The sequence below is a fragment of the Bdellovibrio sp. HCB290 genome, from assembly GCF_047305925.1.
Classification (GTDB): Bacteria; Bdellovibrionota; Bdellovibrionia; order Bdellovibrionales; family Bdellovibrionaceae; genus Bdellovibrio.
Map to the genome: position 1 here is coordinate 2,859,023 of NZ_CP178620.1, position 16,702 is coordinate 2,875,724.

The window sequence follows — 16,702 nt, forward strand, 5'->3', positions numbered from 1 at the left end:
TTTACTCCGAATCTTCCACCAGCTTAACCCGGGATTTCGCCAATTGCATCAGAGCTTGATGAATTCCTGTATCCTCGGATTTGAACGTTTTTTTAGTATAGCTGCCATCCGCGTTCATAGACCACGCCTGACGGGATTCCTTAAGGTAAAACTGAAGGATCTCCCACAATTTTTCTTTCAGGCTGCGATCCAAAACGGGAACGATGGCTTCAACCCGGGCATGCAGGTTTCGATACATCCAGTCGGCAGAGCCTAAGAAGAACTCCCCATCGACGGGGTTTTCCTGACCATTTCGGAAGTAAAATAAACGGGAATGTTCCAAAAATCTTCCGATCACAGACGTGACCTTGATTCTTTCGCTCATGCCCGGAACTCCGGGACGCAGGCAACAAAAACCCCGGACGATCATTTCAATATCCACGCCTTTTTGTGAAGCCGAGTAAAGTGCGGCGCCGATGTCATTTTCTTCAAAGTTATTAAATTTGGCGACGATATGGGCTGGCCTGCCCGCTTTTGCATGGGCGGCTTCGCGATCAATCATCGTGCGGAAAGTGGAAAACATATTTACCGGGGCAATCAGCAGATGCTTGTAACTGGCTTTCAGGCTGATACCCGTCAAGTAATGGAAGAAATCCACCACGTCATTGGTGATTTCCTCGCGCGCGGTCAACAATCCCAAGTCCGTATAAAATCTGGAGGTCGTGACATTATAGTTACCGGTCCCGATGTGCACGTAACAGCGTAGGCCTTCTTGTTCCTGGCGCACCACTAAGGCCGTCTTCGCGTGAGTCTTTAACCCCACGACTCCGTACACGACGTGCACGCCCGCATTTTCCAGTTCATTGGCCCAATAGATATTTCGTTCTTCGTCGAAACGAGCCTTCAGCTCCACCAAACACACGACCTGCTTGCCTTGAGCGGCCGCACGAATCAAAGAACGAATAAAAGGACTGTTGTCACCCGTACGATACAAAGTCATTTTAATTGCCAGTACTTTCGGATCTTCGCTGGCAATACGAATAAATGTTTCCACGGAAGCCGAAAAACTTTCGAACGGATTATGAATCAGTTGATCATTGGCGCGGATGGCATTGAAGATCCCCGTGCCCTCTTCGGCGAAAGCTGGTGACACCACCGGAATATAAGGTTCAAATTTAAGTTTAGGCAACGGCAGATCTGAAATCATGCCCAGATCACCATAATCAAGCTCGCCAGGGATTTCGTAAATATCTTCCTCAGTCAGCTCAAGTTCTTCCATTAGGAACTTCAGCATCCATGAATCAGGATTTGGTCCGTGCTCCAATCGCACAACTTCCGCAAAACGGCGTTGGCGCAATTCTTCTTCAATGGCCTCCAGAAGATCTTCAGCATCTTCCTGGTCCTGATCTGAATCTGCATTGCGAGTCAGACGAAATGCCATCGAATCCAAGACCTGCATCGATGGAAACAGATCAGCCAGGTTTGCTTTGATCACTTCGATCAAACTAACAAAGCGATTCACGCTGGTGTCGGCATCCACGCGAATCCACTGTGGCAAAACTTTCGGGATTTTCACGCGCGCAAAAAGTTTGTCTTCAGAGTTTGGGTGTTTCAACGTCAACCCCAGGGAAACCGACAAATTCGAAATGAACGGAAACGGATGTCCTGGGTCCACCGACAACGGTGTCAAAACCGGAAAGACGTTTTTACTATAGTACTTTCTGGCATGCTCCTGCTCTTTTTCAGTCAGATCTTTCCATGCCAGCAAGTGAATGTGCTCTTTTTCAAGAGCCTTCAAAAGTTTTTTATAACAATTGCCCTGATCTTGCAGCATCGGCAATACGACCTGACGGATTTCCAACAGCTGCGCCATCGGAGTTTTTCCATCAGCTGACTTCGGAGACACTCCATAAGCCACGTGACGCTTCAAGCCCCCCACACGCTTCATGAAGAATTCATCCAGATTGGATCCTGAAATACTTAAAAACTTCACGCGCTCCAAAAGTGGATTGTTTGAATCTTCAGCTTCAGTCAAAACACGACGATTGAAATTCAACCACCCGATCTCGCGACTGGTGAACAGACTTTCAGATGACAAGGGATGTTCAAGAACCTTGACCTTACGTGTGGCAGCTTTTTTCTTAGACGTTCTTTTTGGCGTTCCTGCCTTTGGTGTGTTCAAGAATCCTCCTTGACTCCCAGGCCCTATATTTCACAATAAAGACTTATTCTTGGCAATGCCTTCGTGAGGAACAACGACATGCAAAATACTCCCAAAGAGTGGCAAGTTCTGAAGCAAATCCGCAATAAGGTCCAGCGTCATAATCCGAACACGATTGTTCCCTTGGGTGATGATGCGTTTGTATTCAAAAACTTTCCCGGATACTCGGTCATTGCGCAGGATATGATGGTGGAAGACGTTCATTTCCGTCTTGATTACGCCTGTGCATTTGATCTGGGACACAAAGCCCTGGCAGTTAACTTAAGTGATTTGGCTGCGATGGGCGCGGACCCTCGGTTTGCGCAAGTGTCTTTGGCAATTCCCAAAGAAATAACAGAATCCTGGCTTGACGAATTCTATCAGGGCATGACAACTCTGGCCGACCGTTTCGGCGTTGAAATTGCGGGCGGTGATTTGTGCGTGTCCCCACGTGGTATGGTGATCGATGTCAGCGTACATGGCTCTTGTGAAAAACCCATCACTCGGCATGGCACTCAACCCGGCGACATTCTTTTGTGCAGTGGTCCCTTGGGACTTTCCACAACCGGACTGCGCGCGCTGAATGAAGATCGCAAAGGTGATTTTCCCGAAGCCACAGCACGACATTTACGACCAATGCCACGCCTGGATTTATTACCCGAGCTTCGCAAACACGCAGATAAAATTCACGCGCTCATGGATTGCAGTGATGGACTGGTGAATGATGCTTTGATTTTGTCCAAGAAACCTTATGGCAATGGACATTCTGAAAACGTGGGTGGAGTTCAGTTATTTCCCGATCAGTTTCCCCTGCATGACGAAACTGTGCGCATGGCACATTTATCCAAAGCCTACGAATATGCTTTGTGGGGCGGAGAAGATTACGAACTGTTGATGACGACCTCTCCGGAAAATCGAACTCTATTTCCGAGTTGGACAGAAGTTGGTCAGTTCACTGAAAGCCCTGGTTTTTTTCTTATCCACGGTGATGGCAAAGAGGAAATCTCAACCTTCAAAGGCTGGAAGCATTTTTAAGTCAAACCTGCGGCCGCTTCAATTTGAGACATTCTTTTTACCCGAGTTTGGTTAAGGCACCCCGCTTTTCGTCCGAAAAGAACAGTATGACTTCACTCGCACGCTATCACGGCAGATCTCCCCGATTCATTCTTCAAACTGAAGACGAGAGCCTTGTGCGCGTGGCGGGACCGAAACAGGTCCCATGGGAAGAAGGCACTTCGATCAAGAATGTTTCTTTGACGGGTTTGGCCTTCACAGCTCCCGATGATCTTTGCCCTCTTTTGGGTGAGGTGATTAAAATTCAATTCACTCCCCCGGGTTCGCGTCAGATGGCGTGCTATGCCATCGTGACTCGCCTGGATAGCATTTCCAATTCACAAACTCTTGTGGGAGTTCACTTCTACAAAATGGAAATGACACAAAGAATTGTGTTGGCCCAGGGCTTGGCCCGCCGATTCCGTGAACACCAGGAACGTGGGCAAATTGACGAGATGCTGAACAAGCAACCAGGCCCGATGAGCCTGTTGCACTTTCCACAACTGGTGATGATGAGTCTGATTGCTGTCCTTTGGGGCGCTGTAATCCTGGGCTCACTGAAGTACCAGTACGAAGATATTTTTTCGTACTTCGCCAAAATCTTCTAAAACTGCTCGAACTTCTCTTTCAATCTTTTCGCTGCAAAATCCATGAACTTCTTGGTTTTCAACGAGACTTCCTTTTGCTCTGGTGACACCAAGCTGACTGGAATTTCCTGCCCGCGCAAACCGCGATGAATATGCAACAATCTTCCCGAACGAATGTGTTCGGCAGCGATGAATTCCGGCACCAGCCCAATTCCCCGCCCCTGAAGCGCCATTTGTAAAACCATGTTCGGATTGTTCGCCAAAAATACGGGCTCAATTTTAAAGGTCATTTTCTTGCCGTCACTGACCCGCCACAATTCCAACTTTGCCTGGGAACCCAGAGACAAAAACGGCAGCGTGCTTATGTTGTCGAGTTCTTCGGCCTGACGATAGCGCTCTAAAAAGCCCGGGCTTGCCACAAGAATGCTTTTTAAAGTGGAAACCTTCTTTACCCGCAACGAGCTGTCTTTCAAAACACCGATACGAACCGCGACATCTATGGATTCTTTGACCAGATCCACATAGGCCTGACTTAGCAAAACTTCATAGCGCACTCTGGGATGTTGCTTGGAAAATTCAGCCAGGATATCCGGCAAGTGCAAGACACCCAAATCATCAGACGCCGTGATACGAAGCCAACCGGAAACATCTGCGATTTCTTCACTCAGTTCAGCGGAAAGACTTTCCAACCCTTCTACCAAACCTCGAGAACGCTCATAATACGCCCGACCGGCATCGGTCAGTTGAAACTGTCTGGTGGTACGATACACCAGCTGAATACCCAAATCTCTCTCTAAAGCGGCCAGTCTGCGACTGACGCGGGATTTTGGTTGATGCAGAACTTCAGCGGCTTTGGTGAAGCTGCCCGCCTGCACCAGTTTAACAAATGTCCGTATTTGATTCAGATCTAATTGTTCCATATGTGCAACAGTATATCGTGAATATGTCTCCTACCGCAACACCCGGTTCGGCCCGATAATTTATGAGTGTCCGTTAACTTAAAAAGGAGAGAACCCATGAAAATGATGACCGCGACAATTATTACGTTACTCAGCACTGCTGCATTTGCGAAAACCATTCCGGCAGGAACTTACACCCTGGATGCTGCCCATTCACAAATTGGTTTTGAAGTTCCCCATTTGGTGATTTCATCCGTGGACGGCCGTTTTACGAAGTTTGATGGCTCCATCACGATTGATCCAAAACTGGAAAAGTCCAAAGCCAATTTGAATGTGGATGTGAATAGTATCGATACGGCAAATGCCGATCGTGACAAACATTTAAAAAGCCCGGACTTTTTTGATGCGGTAAAAAACCCTACAATGAAGTTTGTGACTAAAAAAGTGATCGGCTCGGCTGATGACTTAAAACTAGTTGGCGACCTGACCATCAAAGGTAAAACTAAAGAAGTCACTTTGACGGTCAAGTACCTGGGCGATGTTAAGGATGCGTATGGAAATCAAAAAATCGCATTCAACGCGACTGGAAAAATCAACCGTCAGGAATTTGGTCTGACCTGGAGTCAAGCTGTTGAAGCCGGCCCCGTAGTTGGTGACGAAATTACGTTGAATATTAAAATTCAGGGTAATAAACCCGTAGATAAGAAAGGTTAATTGTTTATGAAGCGCATGCCTGTGATTTTTGCAGCTCATGGTTCCCCAATGAATGCATTGGCTAAGACTCCGTTCACGGAGGCGTTGGCTGCATTGGGTGATCGCCTGCCAAAACCTCAGGCGATTCTTGTGGTGTCTGCGCATTGGGAAACTGAAGGAACAAAAATCCTTTACAATGCAACACCACAAACGATTCATGACTTTTACGGGTTTCCCAAAGCCCTGTTTGATGTGCAGTACCCTGCCCGCGGCCCCTTGAGTTTGGCGCAAGCCACACAAAAACTGGTTCCCGAGGCAGAGCTCACGGAAAAATGGGGTTTGGATCACGGCACCTGGTCGGTCCTGGTGCACATGTTTCCGAACGCGGATATTCCTGTATTTCAACTAAGCCTTGATACGCATGCTCCTCCTGAAAAGCACATCGAAATCGGTCGCCATCTGCGCAGTCTGCGCGAACAAGGCGTGCTGATTCTGGCCAGTGGAAATATCGTGCATAATCTGCGTGAAATAAAATGGCGCGATACCAATGGGTCCTTTGATTGGGCGGTGGAATTTGATGCCGCTATCAAAAATGCCCTGGATCAACGTGATGAAAAAGCATTAGCTCAGTACATGGAAAAGTTCGGAGCTGCGGCAGAGCTTTCAGTTCCGACACCCGAGCACTATTGGCCTTTGCTATATGCCTTTGGTGTTTCGGATGAAAAAGACAAGATCTCTTACCCTTACGAAGGGTTTGAGATGGGGTCCCTTTCAATGCGTACGGTGATGTGGAGCGCTTAAACAGGATCATCTTTAAGAATTCAATTTTCAGTCTAAGGATTCACATACTCTGCAACGCCGTTCAGGCCATTTTGAGAAAATGTGAATAACAATGAATTACGGAAAGAGTCATAGCGAAGCCCCAGACCACAAGTAAACGTTGAATTTGGAAGTGGCAACTCTGTTTCTGCATTTCCATTGTTAAGATCGTACTTATATAGTTTGCCGGTGCTAGCACATATGAAAACATGATTTACCGACAGGTCTGCAGTTCGATGAATATCAAAACGAGTGAACACGCGGGCCGTTCTAAAGAAAGTTCCCATTGTGCCAGAACCATTCACTGCAAACTTCGCAATCCGAGTGCTGGAATGCTCAGGAATCAGCCATGAATTTGTCACAGAATCATAAGCTCCTTGATATCCCGAATCTTTCGGCAATCCGGTATTCAGGCATGCATTCAAAGGAGTTTCATCCGGGCAAATCGTCGACGGCGTGGTGACTCCTCCGCCATAACGAACAACAATTCCCATGGTTTGCGAGGGAATATCCACCAAAACGTGACGAGAGTCGACGGCTCCGTAAGTCGCACTATAGCTGAAGGTATTTAGAAGCAGCTTATCTCCATTGAGTGCGATGAGCGAAGGTCCGTAACCGACTCCTGAAACAACGTCCTCCCAGAGTCCGGTCTGTCTGACAATTTTAGCAACATAACCTCCAATTCGATTCATATAGATATCGCCGTTGTCAGCTATTTGTATGCGCTTTGCGTAACTATCCGCACTCACACTAAATGGATTTCCTGCCGCCGCAAGTCCAGGATTGGTGGCCTTGGAGTATTGAGCTCCCGCAACACTATAAATCGTCGAGCCCGGATTGAATTCGCGCAAACGAGCATCGCTAAAGTCAAAGACTGTAATATAACTTTCCCCCTCAGAATTCCAAGACCTCACGTCCGTTAATCCATTAAATCGCGTCGCCAAAGACTGACGACCGTCATCAGATCCCAAACGGTCGCCAACCAAGGTGCGCACGCGTCCTTCATTGTCAATGGTGCGCACCACTTTAGCTTTTCCATCCATGTAGAAAATTTGCCCCTGACTATTGAAGGCCAATGCTGACGCCGAAATAGCACAGTCACTTTGAAGAGTTCCATCAGGACAAGTTCCGTTATATCCCGATCCATAATACTTAGACCATGTTAACATGGAGGAATTGAACTTATAAACCGCTTGAATGGGTCCCGAAGTTCCACTATTCGCCATATATACATTGCCGCTTTTATCAGTATAAAAATTGCCGAACTCACGAAATCCATCTACAGAATTCACATAGCCCGGAAGTGGCATATAGGAGATTCCGGTCACGGGATCCACCTGGGCATAAGCATGCTTTTCATTGGATGCAATATTCGACGGACATGCTGAACTTGAAGGTCCCACAATGATTTTCCAAATCATCTTTTCAACTTCCCCGTTTGCAGTAAAAGTCACAAAGAAGCTATCCGTGTCGCAGAGAGAATTATTTTGAGTGCTGGAATAGCTATTTCCCGTTCCAGAGAAATTAAGCGCCGTTACCGCCCCTGTAATTGTCGAGTATTTACGTATTTTATTTCCACTGTCAGATTTAAAATAGATATCTCCATTTGAAGACACTCTTAAGCGCGAAATACTCGAGACAGCTTTAAAATTCGTCGCCGTCGCAACGTAATCACTGCTGTCTGTACCGCCGCCGATAAAACGGGAAATGGTCATAGGATTTAGGCGCGTGTTGATTTTGCGCAGAATTGTGCCATCCGCCACCAATATATCGTTATTGTTATCAACCCAAAGACCACCCCATGACTTAAACTTCGCGCTGGTCAGTACGCCACCATCGCCGGAAGAAGAGCCCGCCATACCCGCGATAATTTCATACACTCCTGTTGAAGGATTCACCCACGCCAAGCCGCGCTCATCGGCGACAAAAATACGACCATCATCCAACACCGCCAAAGAGTTCGCACTGACCGGTTTTAAAACGGCGGCCTTCGCATTGGACCCCAAACCTAAATCCGTGTTACCTGCCAAGAAGCGAACAGAACCTGAGTTCAAAGGATTAGTAGTGATGCTTGTAGAGAAGTTTTGGATGTCAGTAACTGTGAGTTTCAAACGGAAATATGTTCCTACGGGAGCAGGTAAAATAGCGCAGCCAGTAAATCCTGCTGTCACCGTACAACCGCCATTCGCAGTATTACCAAGTCCTGGGGCCAGCACCCCGGTCTCTGACGTATCGTTCGTAGAGTAGCTGATTTTGATTGGTGCTGCCGACAACCCTGTACTGCTGGAGATATTCCATTTCAAATAGATATTCTCACCTGCCGATACAGCTAAATCATTTCCCGCGGGAGGATTGCCTGGAGTGTCGGTCGAGGTCAATTGCACGGCATTGATCAGGGGTGGCGTCGGCGAGTTATAGGTAACTCCGCCTTTGTCTAATCCCACAGTTTCGGTGTTCGTTGTGATATTTCCTGCTGCATCCATCAACCAGAGGTAAATCTGATAGGTACCGGAAACAAAACCTACGTTATAGTATATATTCGGCGTGCTCAGATTTTTTGCCGGTATCAACCCATAAGACGAAACCGCCACCCAACAGCTGTTGGTGACATCAGGATCCGTGCTGGTCGTCTTCATACAGATTTTAGAAATATTTGACAAGGCATCGGTCACACTCAAACCAACCCGCACATTATTATTTGATGTTGCCGGCTGTCCATTATTGACGGTCAACGAAGCTAAGACAGGCGCTTCGCTATCAATAATGAAACTTGCAGAGGTTGTTGTTGCCGTATTTCCCGCAGCATCCATCAAGGAAACACGCAACTTAGCTGAAGGTGTATTCAACGACGGCACACTGATACCATTCATGGCATAACTTTTCACAGTATTGGCACCCGCGGTGGCGACAAGATTTCCCAAGGCAGACCATGTCGTTCCGTTATATAGCTCCACCTGAAAAGACGATCCCGTCGCAACATGGGCTTCCGTTGTCACCCAAGAAAGATTCATCATCCCACCTCCCTGCGCAACAGTGGGAGCGGTCAAAGTGATTACCGGAGCGGTGGCATCTTTAATCAATACTCTCAGCGGAGATGCCCCCACATTACCGGCTGCATCAGTTTGACTCGCACTCAAAGAATAGCTGCCATCAGCAAGACCTGAAAAGTTCACACTTACGGACCAGTTGCCAGCAACGCAAGCCGCACTCACTCCCGCAATACCCGCAACGGTGACTGTGCTGTTGTTTTCCGAGCACGTTCCACCTAAGGTGACGGCACTCAATGAACCCACCGACAAAATTTCATCTGCAGAAGGAGTCGCAATTGTAACTACAGGCACGACGGTATCGACGTTCCAAGTATGACCGACCATCGCACTTTGGTTTCCGGCAACGTCTGTCGCATAGACTTTGAATGTGTGGGCGCCCTCAGACAGTGAACTGTAGCTGACCCCACTCACACAGGAAGCAAAAGCATTTCCATCAATCTGACAAGAAAATCCTGCAACACTGCTACCCCCAGTATCAGTGGCGGTAAAATTAAAGCTCGCTCCAGCAGAATTCCAATTCGCTGACGGCTTGCCCGTAAGACTCACTGTCGGAGCATTCAAATCAACCGTCCATGCAAAAGTGAGTGAATCCGACGTATTACCAGCACTGTCCAAAGCGTAAATAGCAAAGCTATGCACTCCTGCCGCCAGAGAGTCGTAACTTACTCCAGAGACACAAGCCGATGCCGTGGCATTGTCTAAGCTGCAAAAAATTCCTGCAATAGTTCCCCCCCCGGAATCCATTGCACTGATGGTGAACATCGCGGACGTGGAGTTGGTCAAAGAATCCGGTGTCGTCAGCAAAGCCAACAGGGGGGCTTGCTGGTCAATGACCCAAGTATAGGATTGAACCACACTGACATTCCCAGCCGTGTCTTTGACTTTGATTTCAAAAGTATGAGTTCCTTGCGAAAGACCGCTGAGATCTCTGGGAGTTGAGCAGGAACTGTATCCTCCACCATCCACCTGACAAAGAAAAGTATCAACTTCGCCACCACCGGTATCTGTGGCAGAAAACTTAAACTGAGGATTGGGGGAGTTGCTCAAAGCATCAGGATGAGCTTCCAGCGTCAATACAGGATTGGTTAAATCCACTGTCCAATTGTAACTGGTCGGATCACTGATATTTAAGTTGTTGTCGATAGAACGTACGGCAAAGACATGAGATCCTTCGGTCAATGAACCATAGGAATTTGGGGAAGTACATGAGATCCAAGGACCACCCTCCAACTGACACTCATAACCAACAATAGATCCTCCTACCGGCGCCGTTGCGGAAAATGCAAAAGTCGCAGAAGTCTGATTGGTGATACTTTCAGGAGTGGCGTGCAAAGATGCCAACGGCGTCGCCGTATCCACTGACCACGTGAATGTCACCGCATTACCAATATTTCCCGCCGTATCCAAAGAGCGAACTTTGAAAGTGTGCGATCCATCCTCAAGAGCGGAATAAGACTGTCCCGTAGAACAACTTACAAAGGCTGCCCCATCGAGCTGACACTCGAATCCAGCAATGTTTCCTCCGCCGGAATCACTTCCTATAAAAGAAAAGTTAGCCACCATGGAATTCGTCACGCTGGTCGGTTTTGCTGTCAAAGTCACTGTTGGCAAAGTCGTGTCAATCGTCCAGGCATGAGTTTTTACCGACGAAACATTTCCCGCGCCGTCATAAGCCCGGGCTTTGAAGGTATGAGAGCCCGCCGCCAATGTATGGTTGTTGATAGCAGCACAACTGACATAGGAAGCACCGTCGATGCTGCATTCATAATTTCCAAGGCCCGACCCACCTTGATCTGTCGCACTTAAATTGAAAACCGCAAACAAGGAATTGGTCAAAGAGTTAGGACCTGCCAGATTTAAGATCGGCGGAGTCAAATCAATATGCCAAGTCTTTGAGGCAGGTGTGGAGATATTTCCAGCGGTATCTGTGGCACGAACACGGACCGTGTGATCTCCCTCCAGAAGTCCAACATAAGATACTGGACTTGAACAAAGTCCCCAAGCTCCGGAATCCATCTTGCATTCAAACAGGGCGATGCTACCATCCCCGTCATCACCGGAAAATGTAAAACTCTGTGAGCTGGATTTACTCTGAGCTAACGGCTGATTCAGAATTTGCACAGTCGGTGCGACTGTATCCAAGGTAAAACTATACGATGTCGGCGTTGACGAAATAGCTCCTGCGGAATCTTTCGTCCACAAGTAAAGCGTCTTTACGCCATCGCCTGCCGAAGTCAGTGAATAGCTCACCTCTTGCGAGTCATTTTGAGTGCAACTTACAGAAAAACTTTGCATAGGATCAGACAGCGTCGCCGTCTCTGTTATCTGTAAATTCTTAAACGAGTCACAGTGAATTTGCGACGCTCCCGTGTTGATCGTCACAGTCAAATTCCGAGAATTAACTGGTAATCCACCGGATGTCGCGGGATTTGTCACCAGAAAATTCGGCGACAGCGGCAAGACGTTGTTGCTGACTTCCAAATTTGAATGCAGTGTCTTAAAAGGCTTTGAGGTGTCAATGCCGCCGATGCCATCACTGATTCCCATTGTCAGAGATAAAACGTGCGTTCCTTGAGAATCTCCACCTGGAGAAAAATCCAAATTTGCTGCCGAACCGATGATTTTTGAATCGAACTTCCATTGATAAGCGAAACTATAAGAGGACGACCAATGGGTCGCTTGAACCTCCATATTCACCGGAATTTTTTCTTGAGCTTGCGTGGGTAAATGAGTTTCCACCACCACCGGAGAGGCGTTTAGCAGTATCTCTGGATCCACTCCAAAGAGCTGACTAAAACGGTCCTTAGCTTCAGGACTGGAATTCAAAATATCATAGGCCTGCTGCATGCTGTTGGCTGCGCCCAATAATTCCATCAATGAAGAGACCTTCTGCGGCTCCATCTGGAGCGCTAGGCGTAACGCTTCTTTTTTCTCGGTGTTCAGCACAAACCCAAGAAGAGATGACGCCATAGTAACATCTTGATTTGCGAAACCGGTAATCGGTCTGAAGTAAACCTTCGAGTCGCAATCTCGTACTTCTGTAACCAGGGCCATTTCTGAAAAACTGGAAAGCCCCCCGTTTTGGCTATTAAAGTGAAAAACACCTTGTTCATCTACATTCGTCGAATCAATGGCCGGTTCCATCATAGTGCCGTCGCTATTCAGGCGATAAAGACGTGCGACAGGTGCTTCACAGGAGGATGAGGATATGGAAACTTGTGCGGACTGACTTACGTTTGAGTACCCCACAAGCTTTCCAGAAATATTGGAGACGTTTAGCAGATTTTTGGAAAAGATCGAAGCTTCCATCGTACAACCCAAGAGAAAAAGTACAGAAATGACGGGCAGAGCACGCAGAGTGCGATTGATATTGAGACGATGGAAAAAACGTTCAAGATATCCCATGTGGAGTATATCGGATTAGTATCTGAAACTTTTAGTTTTTATCCTAATTTTAATAGGTGAGCTCATCTCGTTTCGAAATACTGGTCATCCTGAGTCAAATTACTAAGCGTATTCACATGTCGTTTGAGGTGAGCTCTCTTCACATCCTGGTTTACGCTCCATTTTGGCGCAGAATACGAAACAAAAAGTAACCGTTAATTGATGCGTTTAGTGAGGCGACTCTTTGAACTCAAACAAACACAAATCATTTGTTTATAATTCGATGGTCGTGAATCGCACTGTCGGCGCGGATTTGTAGGATCAGCCTTTGATCATGTTTATTACAATAACTCGAACTCCCTCTGAAACTTCGAAATACCGTCGAGAGTTGCGGCGATAAATTCAACTTAGACCTGAGTCCAATTTACATACTCACGTTCAGCATTAATTTGGCTTAATAAACGGGACCATTGTTACGATACATACTGTATGAAAACAAAAGTCACCGCCAAAAACAAATTCGTAGCGGCCTTTTTTCTCGTTTCTACTCTCGCGGCTTGCTCCCCTTCAACCTCTGGTTTCCAAGCTGCGGCATTGCCCAGCACGGATACTGATAACTCACAGACTGTACCGGATACAGGTGGCACCCCTACACCGCCACCGACAACTTCGGAGCCTGATGATGAAATTAAAGACAGTGCGAAGTCACTTAAGATCACGGCATTCGCCGACATGAACATCGATACCGACGGAACTTACTCCAGCAGCACGATCTCAATCGTGAAATCCATGATCGCGCGTCAGCCGGCTGCGATTCTGGGGGTGGGTGATTACATCGATGGTGAAAAGACAAGTCTTTCCAACAGCACGTATGTCAGTATGTGGAATGCGTTCTCCAAAAAAGTGATGGCCCCGATGCGAGATGCAAGGATTCCGTTCCTGCCGACTCCGGGAAATCACGATGCTTATTATAATCAAGAGCGCCAACAGTATAATACGTTCTGGGACAAGAACAAAGGCAACGTGGAATTCGTCGACGATGACAACTTCCCGTTTTATTATTCTTTCATTCAAGAAGACGTCTTCTTTGTTTCCCTGGATAACGCGAATTATTCGAGTTTGAAAAATCGCACCACACAACTTGCCTGGTTAAAAGCACAGCTAACTTCATCGCGAGCTAAGGGTGCTCGTGCTCGCGTAGTTTACGGACACATTCCTCTTTACTCGATCGTGGCCACGAAAGCGAACAGCTCCACCGTTTATTCAAACGGCGTGTTGACGGGTGAACGTCGCACCGCAGGCAGTAATACTCTTGAAGCCATCTTGTTAAATAACAATGTTGATCTGGTAATCTTTGGCCACTCTCACGGTTTTTATTCCGGTCACTACGCTTACGCTGATGGCAAAAAATTGCAGGTGGTTTCCATGCCGTGTGCCGGCAGCGCGCCACGCTATCTAGTGGGTACTAGTACAAAAACTCCAACGGGGTACGTCGAGTTGGTTTTCTCGGAAACCAACAAACTGACTATCCGTTACTACAATTCGTCAGGTACTCAGCAAAGCCTCAGTTCACTGCCTGCGTCTCTTACGCTTGATTCCAAAAACGGCGTGAAGTACGTCCGCTAAGCAGCTTGCAGTAAAGTAATTTGGATTTTAAATTACCCGGCTCTAGTCTCCGTATTTCACAATACGGAGACTGATTCATGCTTGCTGCATTCATTTCAATTGCGCTATTTGGTACCTACGCTCACAGCTATCTGACTCCCGGGTTCGACAATCATGCTGTGAAAACCTACAACATAGATGTTTTGGGTAAAGCACTTCCGGAAAAATGCTATCTGCTGCAAAGGATTCCAGGTCTAGAACCCAAGATCGACAAGGACGAAGACGCACTCTGCGCTCTGAATCTTTACGCCACTCGCGGCGATCATCCAAAAACACAAACTTATTATGCCTGCCCTAAGGTGAACAGCACTTCTGTCGCCATAGAGTATTTTAGAATTCCGAATGGAATGAGTGAGGCGCAGTTCCAAAAAGCTGTCTGCACCCTCTCTCGCCCCGAGAAAAAGAAATTGAAAACCCGCGCGGGATACCCGGATAAAGAGGCTAAATTCAAATTTGCCTCTCCTGGGGTCTCCGTGGGTAGTATTTTGGGCTACTCCCGTCTGAACCAGCTCTTTAAAGCTGTCGACATTCCACCCGTGGTTCTGCGCACGGTGGACATCGACACTGTCCTGGATCAGGCACTGGCTGGTCGTTATTTAAGTTTGCAGATGGGTAAAACCATCATCAACAGATACTGGCATTATCAGATCGGTCATCTAGTTCGAGCGAAACATGGCAACGTTTCCCAACTTCCTGACGTCTATACCAAACCACCCCATGGATTAAGTCTTGTGCCTGCATCTTTCTACAGTGTTGGAAAGCGCCGTGGATTTCTGGATAGTTCCTCGGACCACTGGAATAATCTTATCCTCACACAAGATAAACAACAGGTCTTTGGAGTATTGGCGGAAAACCCAGGCAATGAGGAGTCTTACGGAGAGGTTTCCGGTTTAAGACAATACAAAACCCGCATCGATCAGTTCCGTAACAGCAGTGTCTTCTGGCCCCTGCTGAAAGATGCCCGTCCAGTCACACAAATCCTGGGCAGCAGAGATCTGGCCAAAGCAGGTCAAAAGCTTCACGGTATGCAGGATACTTCCAACATGCTGGTATTGGACTTCCTTTTGAATCAGTCTGATCGTATTGGAAATGTCGCTTTCAAACGCCGTATGTTCTTTAGAACTCCGCAAGGTACTTTGGATGATATCTCCGAGAAAAAGTACAAAGAACTTCTGGCGAAAGCCCCTGGCACACTGACACCGGAAGAAATGGACAAGCTAAACGCTATCAAACAGTCCGGAGTGTCCCTGAAAGTCATGCTTCTGAAAGACAACGATGGCGGCTTTGACCTGAACGTTGCCAGAAAGTATCACCTGATCGCTGACTCTAAAAAAACGTCTGCTACCTATGACAGCTGGAAGGACAATGCGGATCTTTACCTGAACGCCAGCATGGTGATGCGCCACTTCGCTCCTCGCACATATAAAGGCGTGATTGCTCTTTACGGCCAGGTATTTGGCTCTGCAGAAAGTCAGGCGGCGATGCAGAAATATTTCATGACGGATTTGCAGTTCACAGCTGGTGAATACAAGGTCTTCAAAAACAATCTGCTAAGCCTGTATCGTGCACTTTACCGTGGTTGCAAAAACGGGACTTTGCTTTTGGATTTGGACATGAAGGACTACTTCTCGGCCAATCCGAATCCAGTGCTAACAACAACACCGGGCGTGTGTGAAGGTCAGTTCTAGTATGTTGGATTTTTCTGTTCTTAACTCATCCTTCGCCAACCCGACGTGGATTTCAATCATCTACGCTTTCTTGCTTAGTTTCATTCTGGGAACGGCCTTGGCAGTTGCATATGTTAAGACCTTCCGGGGTCTTTCCTATTCACTGAACTTTCTGCATGGTTTGGTTTTACTACCGATTGTGATTGCGATTGCCATGCAGGCGATCGGTGACAATGTTGCCCGCGGCATTGGCATGATCGGGGCACTGTCCCTGTTGCGCTTTCGCACGAATGTCAAAGATCCCCGCGATATGTTCTTTATTTTCGCTTCGCTGGCGGTGGGCTTGTCTTCCGGAGTTCACGCTTATGGTATCGCCATCGTCGGTACGATTTGTTTTATTCTGGCTTTGGCAGTTCTGCAAAAATCACCCTTTGCATCAGGTCCGCAGTTTGACGGATTGCTGCGTTTGAATTTGTCCCGCACAGGAACGGATCAGCGCGAGGTTGAAGGAGTTCTTGAAAAGTCCTGTCGGCATTTTGCCCTGGCGACGATTCGGGAAATGGGCCAAGGGGAACGCTTGGATTTTTCTTATCAGGTGCGATTAAAGCCCCGCCAGACTTCTGCGGACCTTGTTGAAGAACTCGGACGGATTACTTCTGTGCGCGGCTTGAACTTTATGAATCAAGAATCTGTGATCGAGGTATAA

The 16,702-nt window shown here is 47.4% G+C and carries 10 protein-coding genes; 7 read left to right on the forward strand and 3 right to left on the reverse strand.

Annotation, left to right across the window (positions count from 1 at the left end; genetic code table 11):
- Position 1: 1 nt before the first annotated feature.
- A complete protein-coding gene (gene ppk1 / locus ACLVWU_RS14060) occupies positions 2-2,161 on the reverse strand; it encodes a polyphosphate kinase 1 (RefSeq protein WP_413575454.1) in 2,160 nt (719 codons plus the stop codon).
- 78 nt (positions 2,162-2,239) lie between these two features.
- On the opposite strand from ppk1, the gene thiL reads away from it, so the two are divergent.
- Both thiL and ACLVWU_RS14070 read left to right on the forward strand, forming a co-directional pair.
- Positions 2,240-3,214, forward strand: coding sequence for a thiamine-phosphate kinase (gene thiL / locus ACLVWU_RS14065; RefSeq protein ID WP_413575455.1), 975 nt, complete (start codon positions 2,240-2,242; stop codon positions 3,212-3,214).
- A gap of 86 nt (positions 3,215-3,300) precedes the next feature.
- Positions 3,301-3,840 (forward strand): PilZ domain-containing protein, encoded by a 540-nt coding sequence (locus ACLVWU_RS14070; RefSeq protein ID WP_413575456.1) that lies wholly within the window; start codon positions 3,301-3,303, stop codon positions 3,838-3,840.
- Here ACLVWU_RS14070 and ACLVWU_RS14075 read toward each other — a convergent pair.
- Positions 3,837-4,739 carry a LysR family transcriptional regulator gene (locus ACLVWU_RS14075; protein ID WP_413575457.1) on the reverse strand — a complete coding sequence of 301 codons (903 nt, stop codon included), beginning with the start codon at positions 4,737-4,739 and terminating at the stop codon, positions 3,837-3,839. The genes ACLVWU_RS14070 and ACLVWU_RS14075 overlap by 4 nt on opposite strands.
- A gap of 96 nt (positions 4,740-4,835) precedes the next feature.
- Between ACLVWU_RS14075 and ACLVWU_RS14080 the strand changes: the two genes are divergently transcribed.
- Positions 4,836-5,432, forward strand: coding sequence for a YceI family protein (locus ACLVWU_RS14080; protein ID WP_413575458.1), 597 nt, complete (start codon positions 4,836-4,838; stop codon positions 5,430-5,432).
- Between the two features lie 6 nt (positions 5,433-5,438).
- The gene (gene ygiD / locus ACLVWU_RS14085) at positions 5,439-6,212 is read left to right on the forward strand and encodes a 4,5-DOPA dioxygenase extradiol (RefSeq protein WP_413575459.1); all 774 of its coding nucleotides are present in this window, start codon (positions 5,439-5,441) and stop codon (positions 6,210-6,212) included.
- 32 nt (positions 6,213-6,244) lie between these two features.
- On the opposite strand, the gene ACLVWU_RS14090 is transcribed toward ygiD, so the two are convergent.
- Positions 6,245-12,685 carry an Ig-like domain repeat protein gene (locus ACLVWU_RS14090; RefSeq protein WP_413575461.1) on the reverse strand — a complete coding sequence of 2,147 codons (6,441 nt, stop codon included), beginning with the start codon at positions 12,683-12,685 and terminating at the stop codon, positions 6,245-6,247.
- 468 nt (positions 12,686-13,153) lie between these two features.
- Here ACLVWU_RS14090 and ACLVWU_RS14095 point away from each other — a divergent pair, with 468 nt between their 5' ends.
- From ACLVWU_RS14095 to ACLVWU_RS14105, 3 genes are all read left to right on the forward strand, one after another.
- A complete protein-coding gene (locus tag ACLVWU_RS14095) occupies positions 13,154-14,290 on the forward strand; it encodes a metallophosphoesterase family protein (protein WP_413575462.1) in 1,137 nt (378 codons plus the stop codon).
- A gap of 77 nt (positions 14,291-14,367) precedes the next feature.
- Positions 14,368-16,017: a hypothetical protein gene (locus tag ACLVWU_RS14100; RefSeq protein WP_413575463.1), complete on the forward strand. Its 1,650-nt coding sequence runs from the start codon at positions 14,368-14,370 to the stop codon at positions 16,015-16,017.
- Position 16,018: 1 nt separating this feature from the next.
- Complete coding sequence (locus tag ACLVWU_RS14105) at positions 16,019-16,702, forward strand: DUF4956 domain-containing protein (protein ID WP_413575464.1); 684 nt, start codon at positions 16,019-16,021, stop codon at positions 16,700-16,702.

Excerpts from the sequence above, each read along its gene's own strand:
- thiL (WP_413575455.1), top strand. The coding sequence starts at position 2,240 with ATGCAAAATACTCCCAAAGAGTGGCAAGTTCTGAAGCAAATCCGCAAT.
- ACLVWU_RS14070 (WP_413575456.1), top strand. The coding sequence starts at position 3,301 with ATGACTTCACTCGCACGCTATCACGGCAGATCTCCCCGATTCATTCTT.
- ACLVWU_RS14075 (WP_413575457.1), bottom strand. The coding sequence starts at position 4,739 with ATGGAACAATTAGATCTGAATCAAATACGGACATTTGTTAAACTGGTG.
- ACLVWU_RS14080 (WP_413575458.1), top strand. The coding sequence starts at position 4,836 with ATGAAAATGATGACCGCGACAATTATTACGTTACTCAGCACTGCTGCA.
- ygiD (WP_413575459.1), top strand. The coding sequence starts at position 5,439 with ATGAAGCGCATGCCTGTGATTTTTGCAGCTCATGGTTCCCCAATGAAT.
- ACLVWU_RS14090 (WP_413575461.1), bottom strand. The coding sequence starts at position 12,685 with ATGGGATATCTTGAACGTTTTTTCCATCGTCTCAATATCAATCGCACT.
- ACLVWU_RS14095 (WP_413575462.1), top strand. The coding sequence starts at position 13,154 with ATGAAAACAAAAGTCACCGCCAAAAACAAATTCGTAGCGGCCTTTTTT.
- ACLVWU_RS14100 (WP_413575463.1), top strand. The coding sequence starts at position 14,368 with ATGCTTGCTGCATTCATTTCAATTGCGCTATTTGGTACCTACGCTCAC.
- ACLVWU_RS14105 (WP_413575464.1), top strand. The coding sequence starts at position 16,019 with ATGTTGGATTTTTCTGTTCTTAACTCATCCTTCGCCAACCCGACGTGG.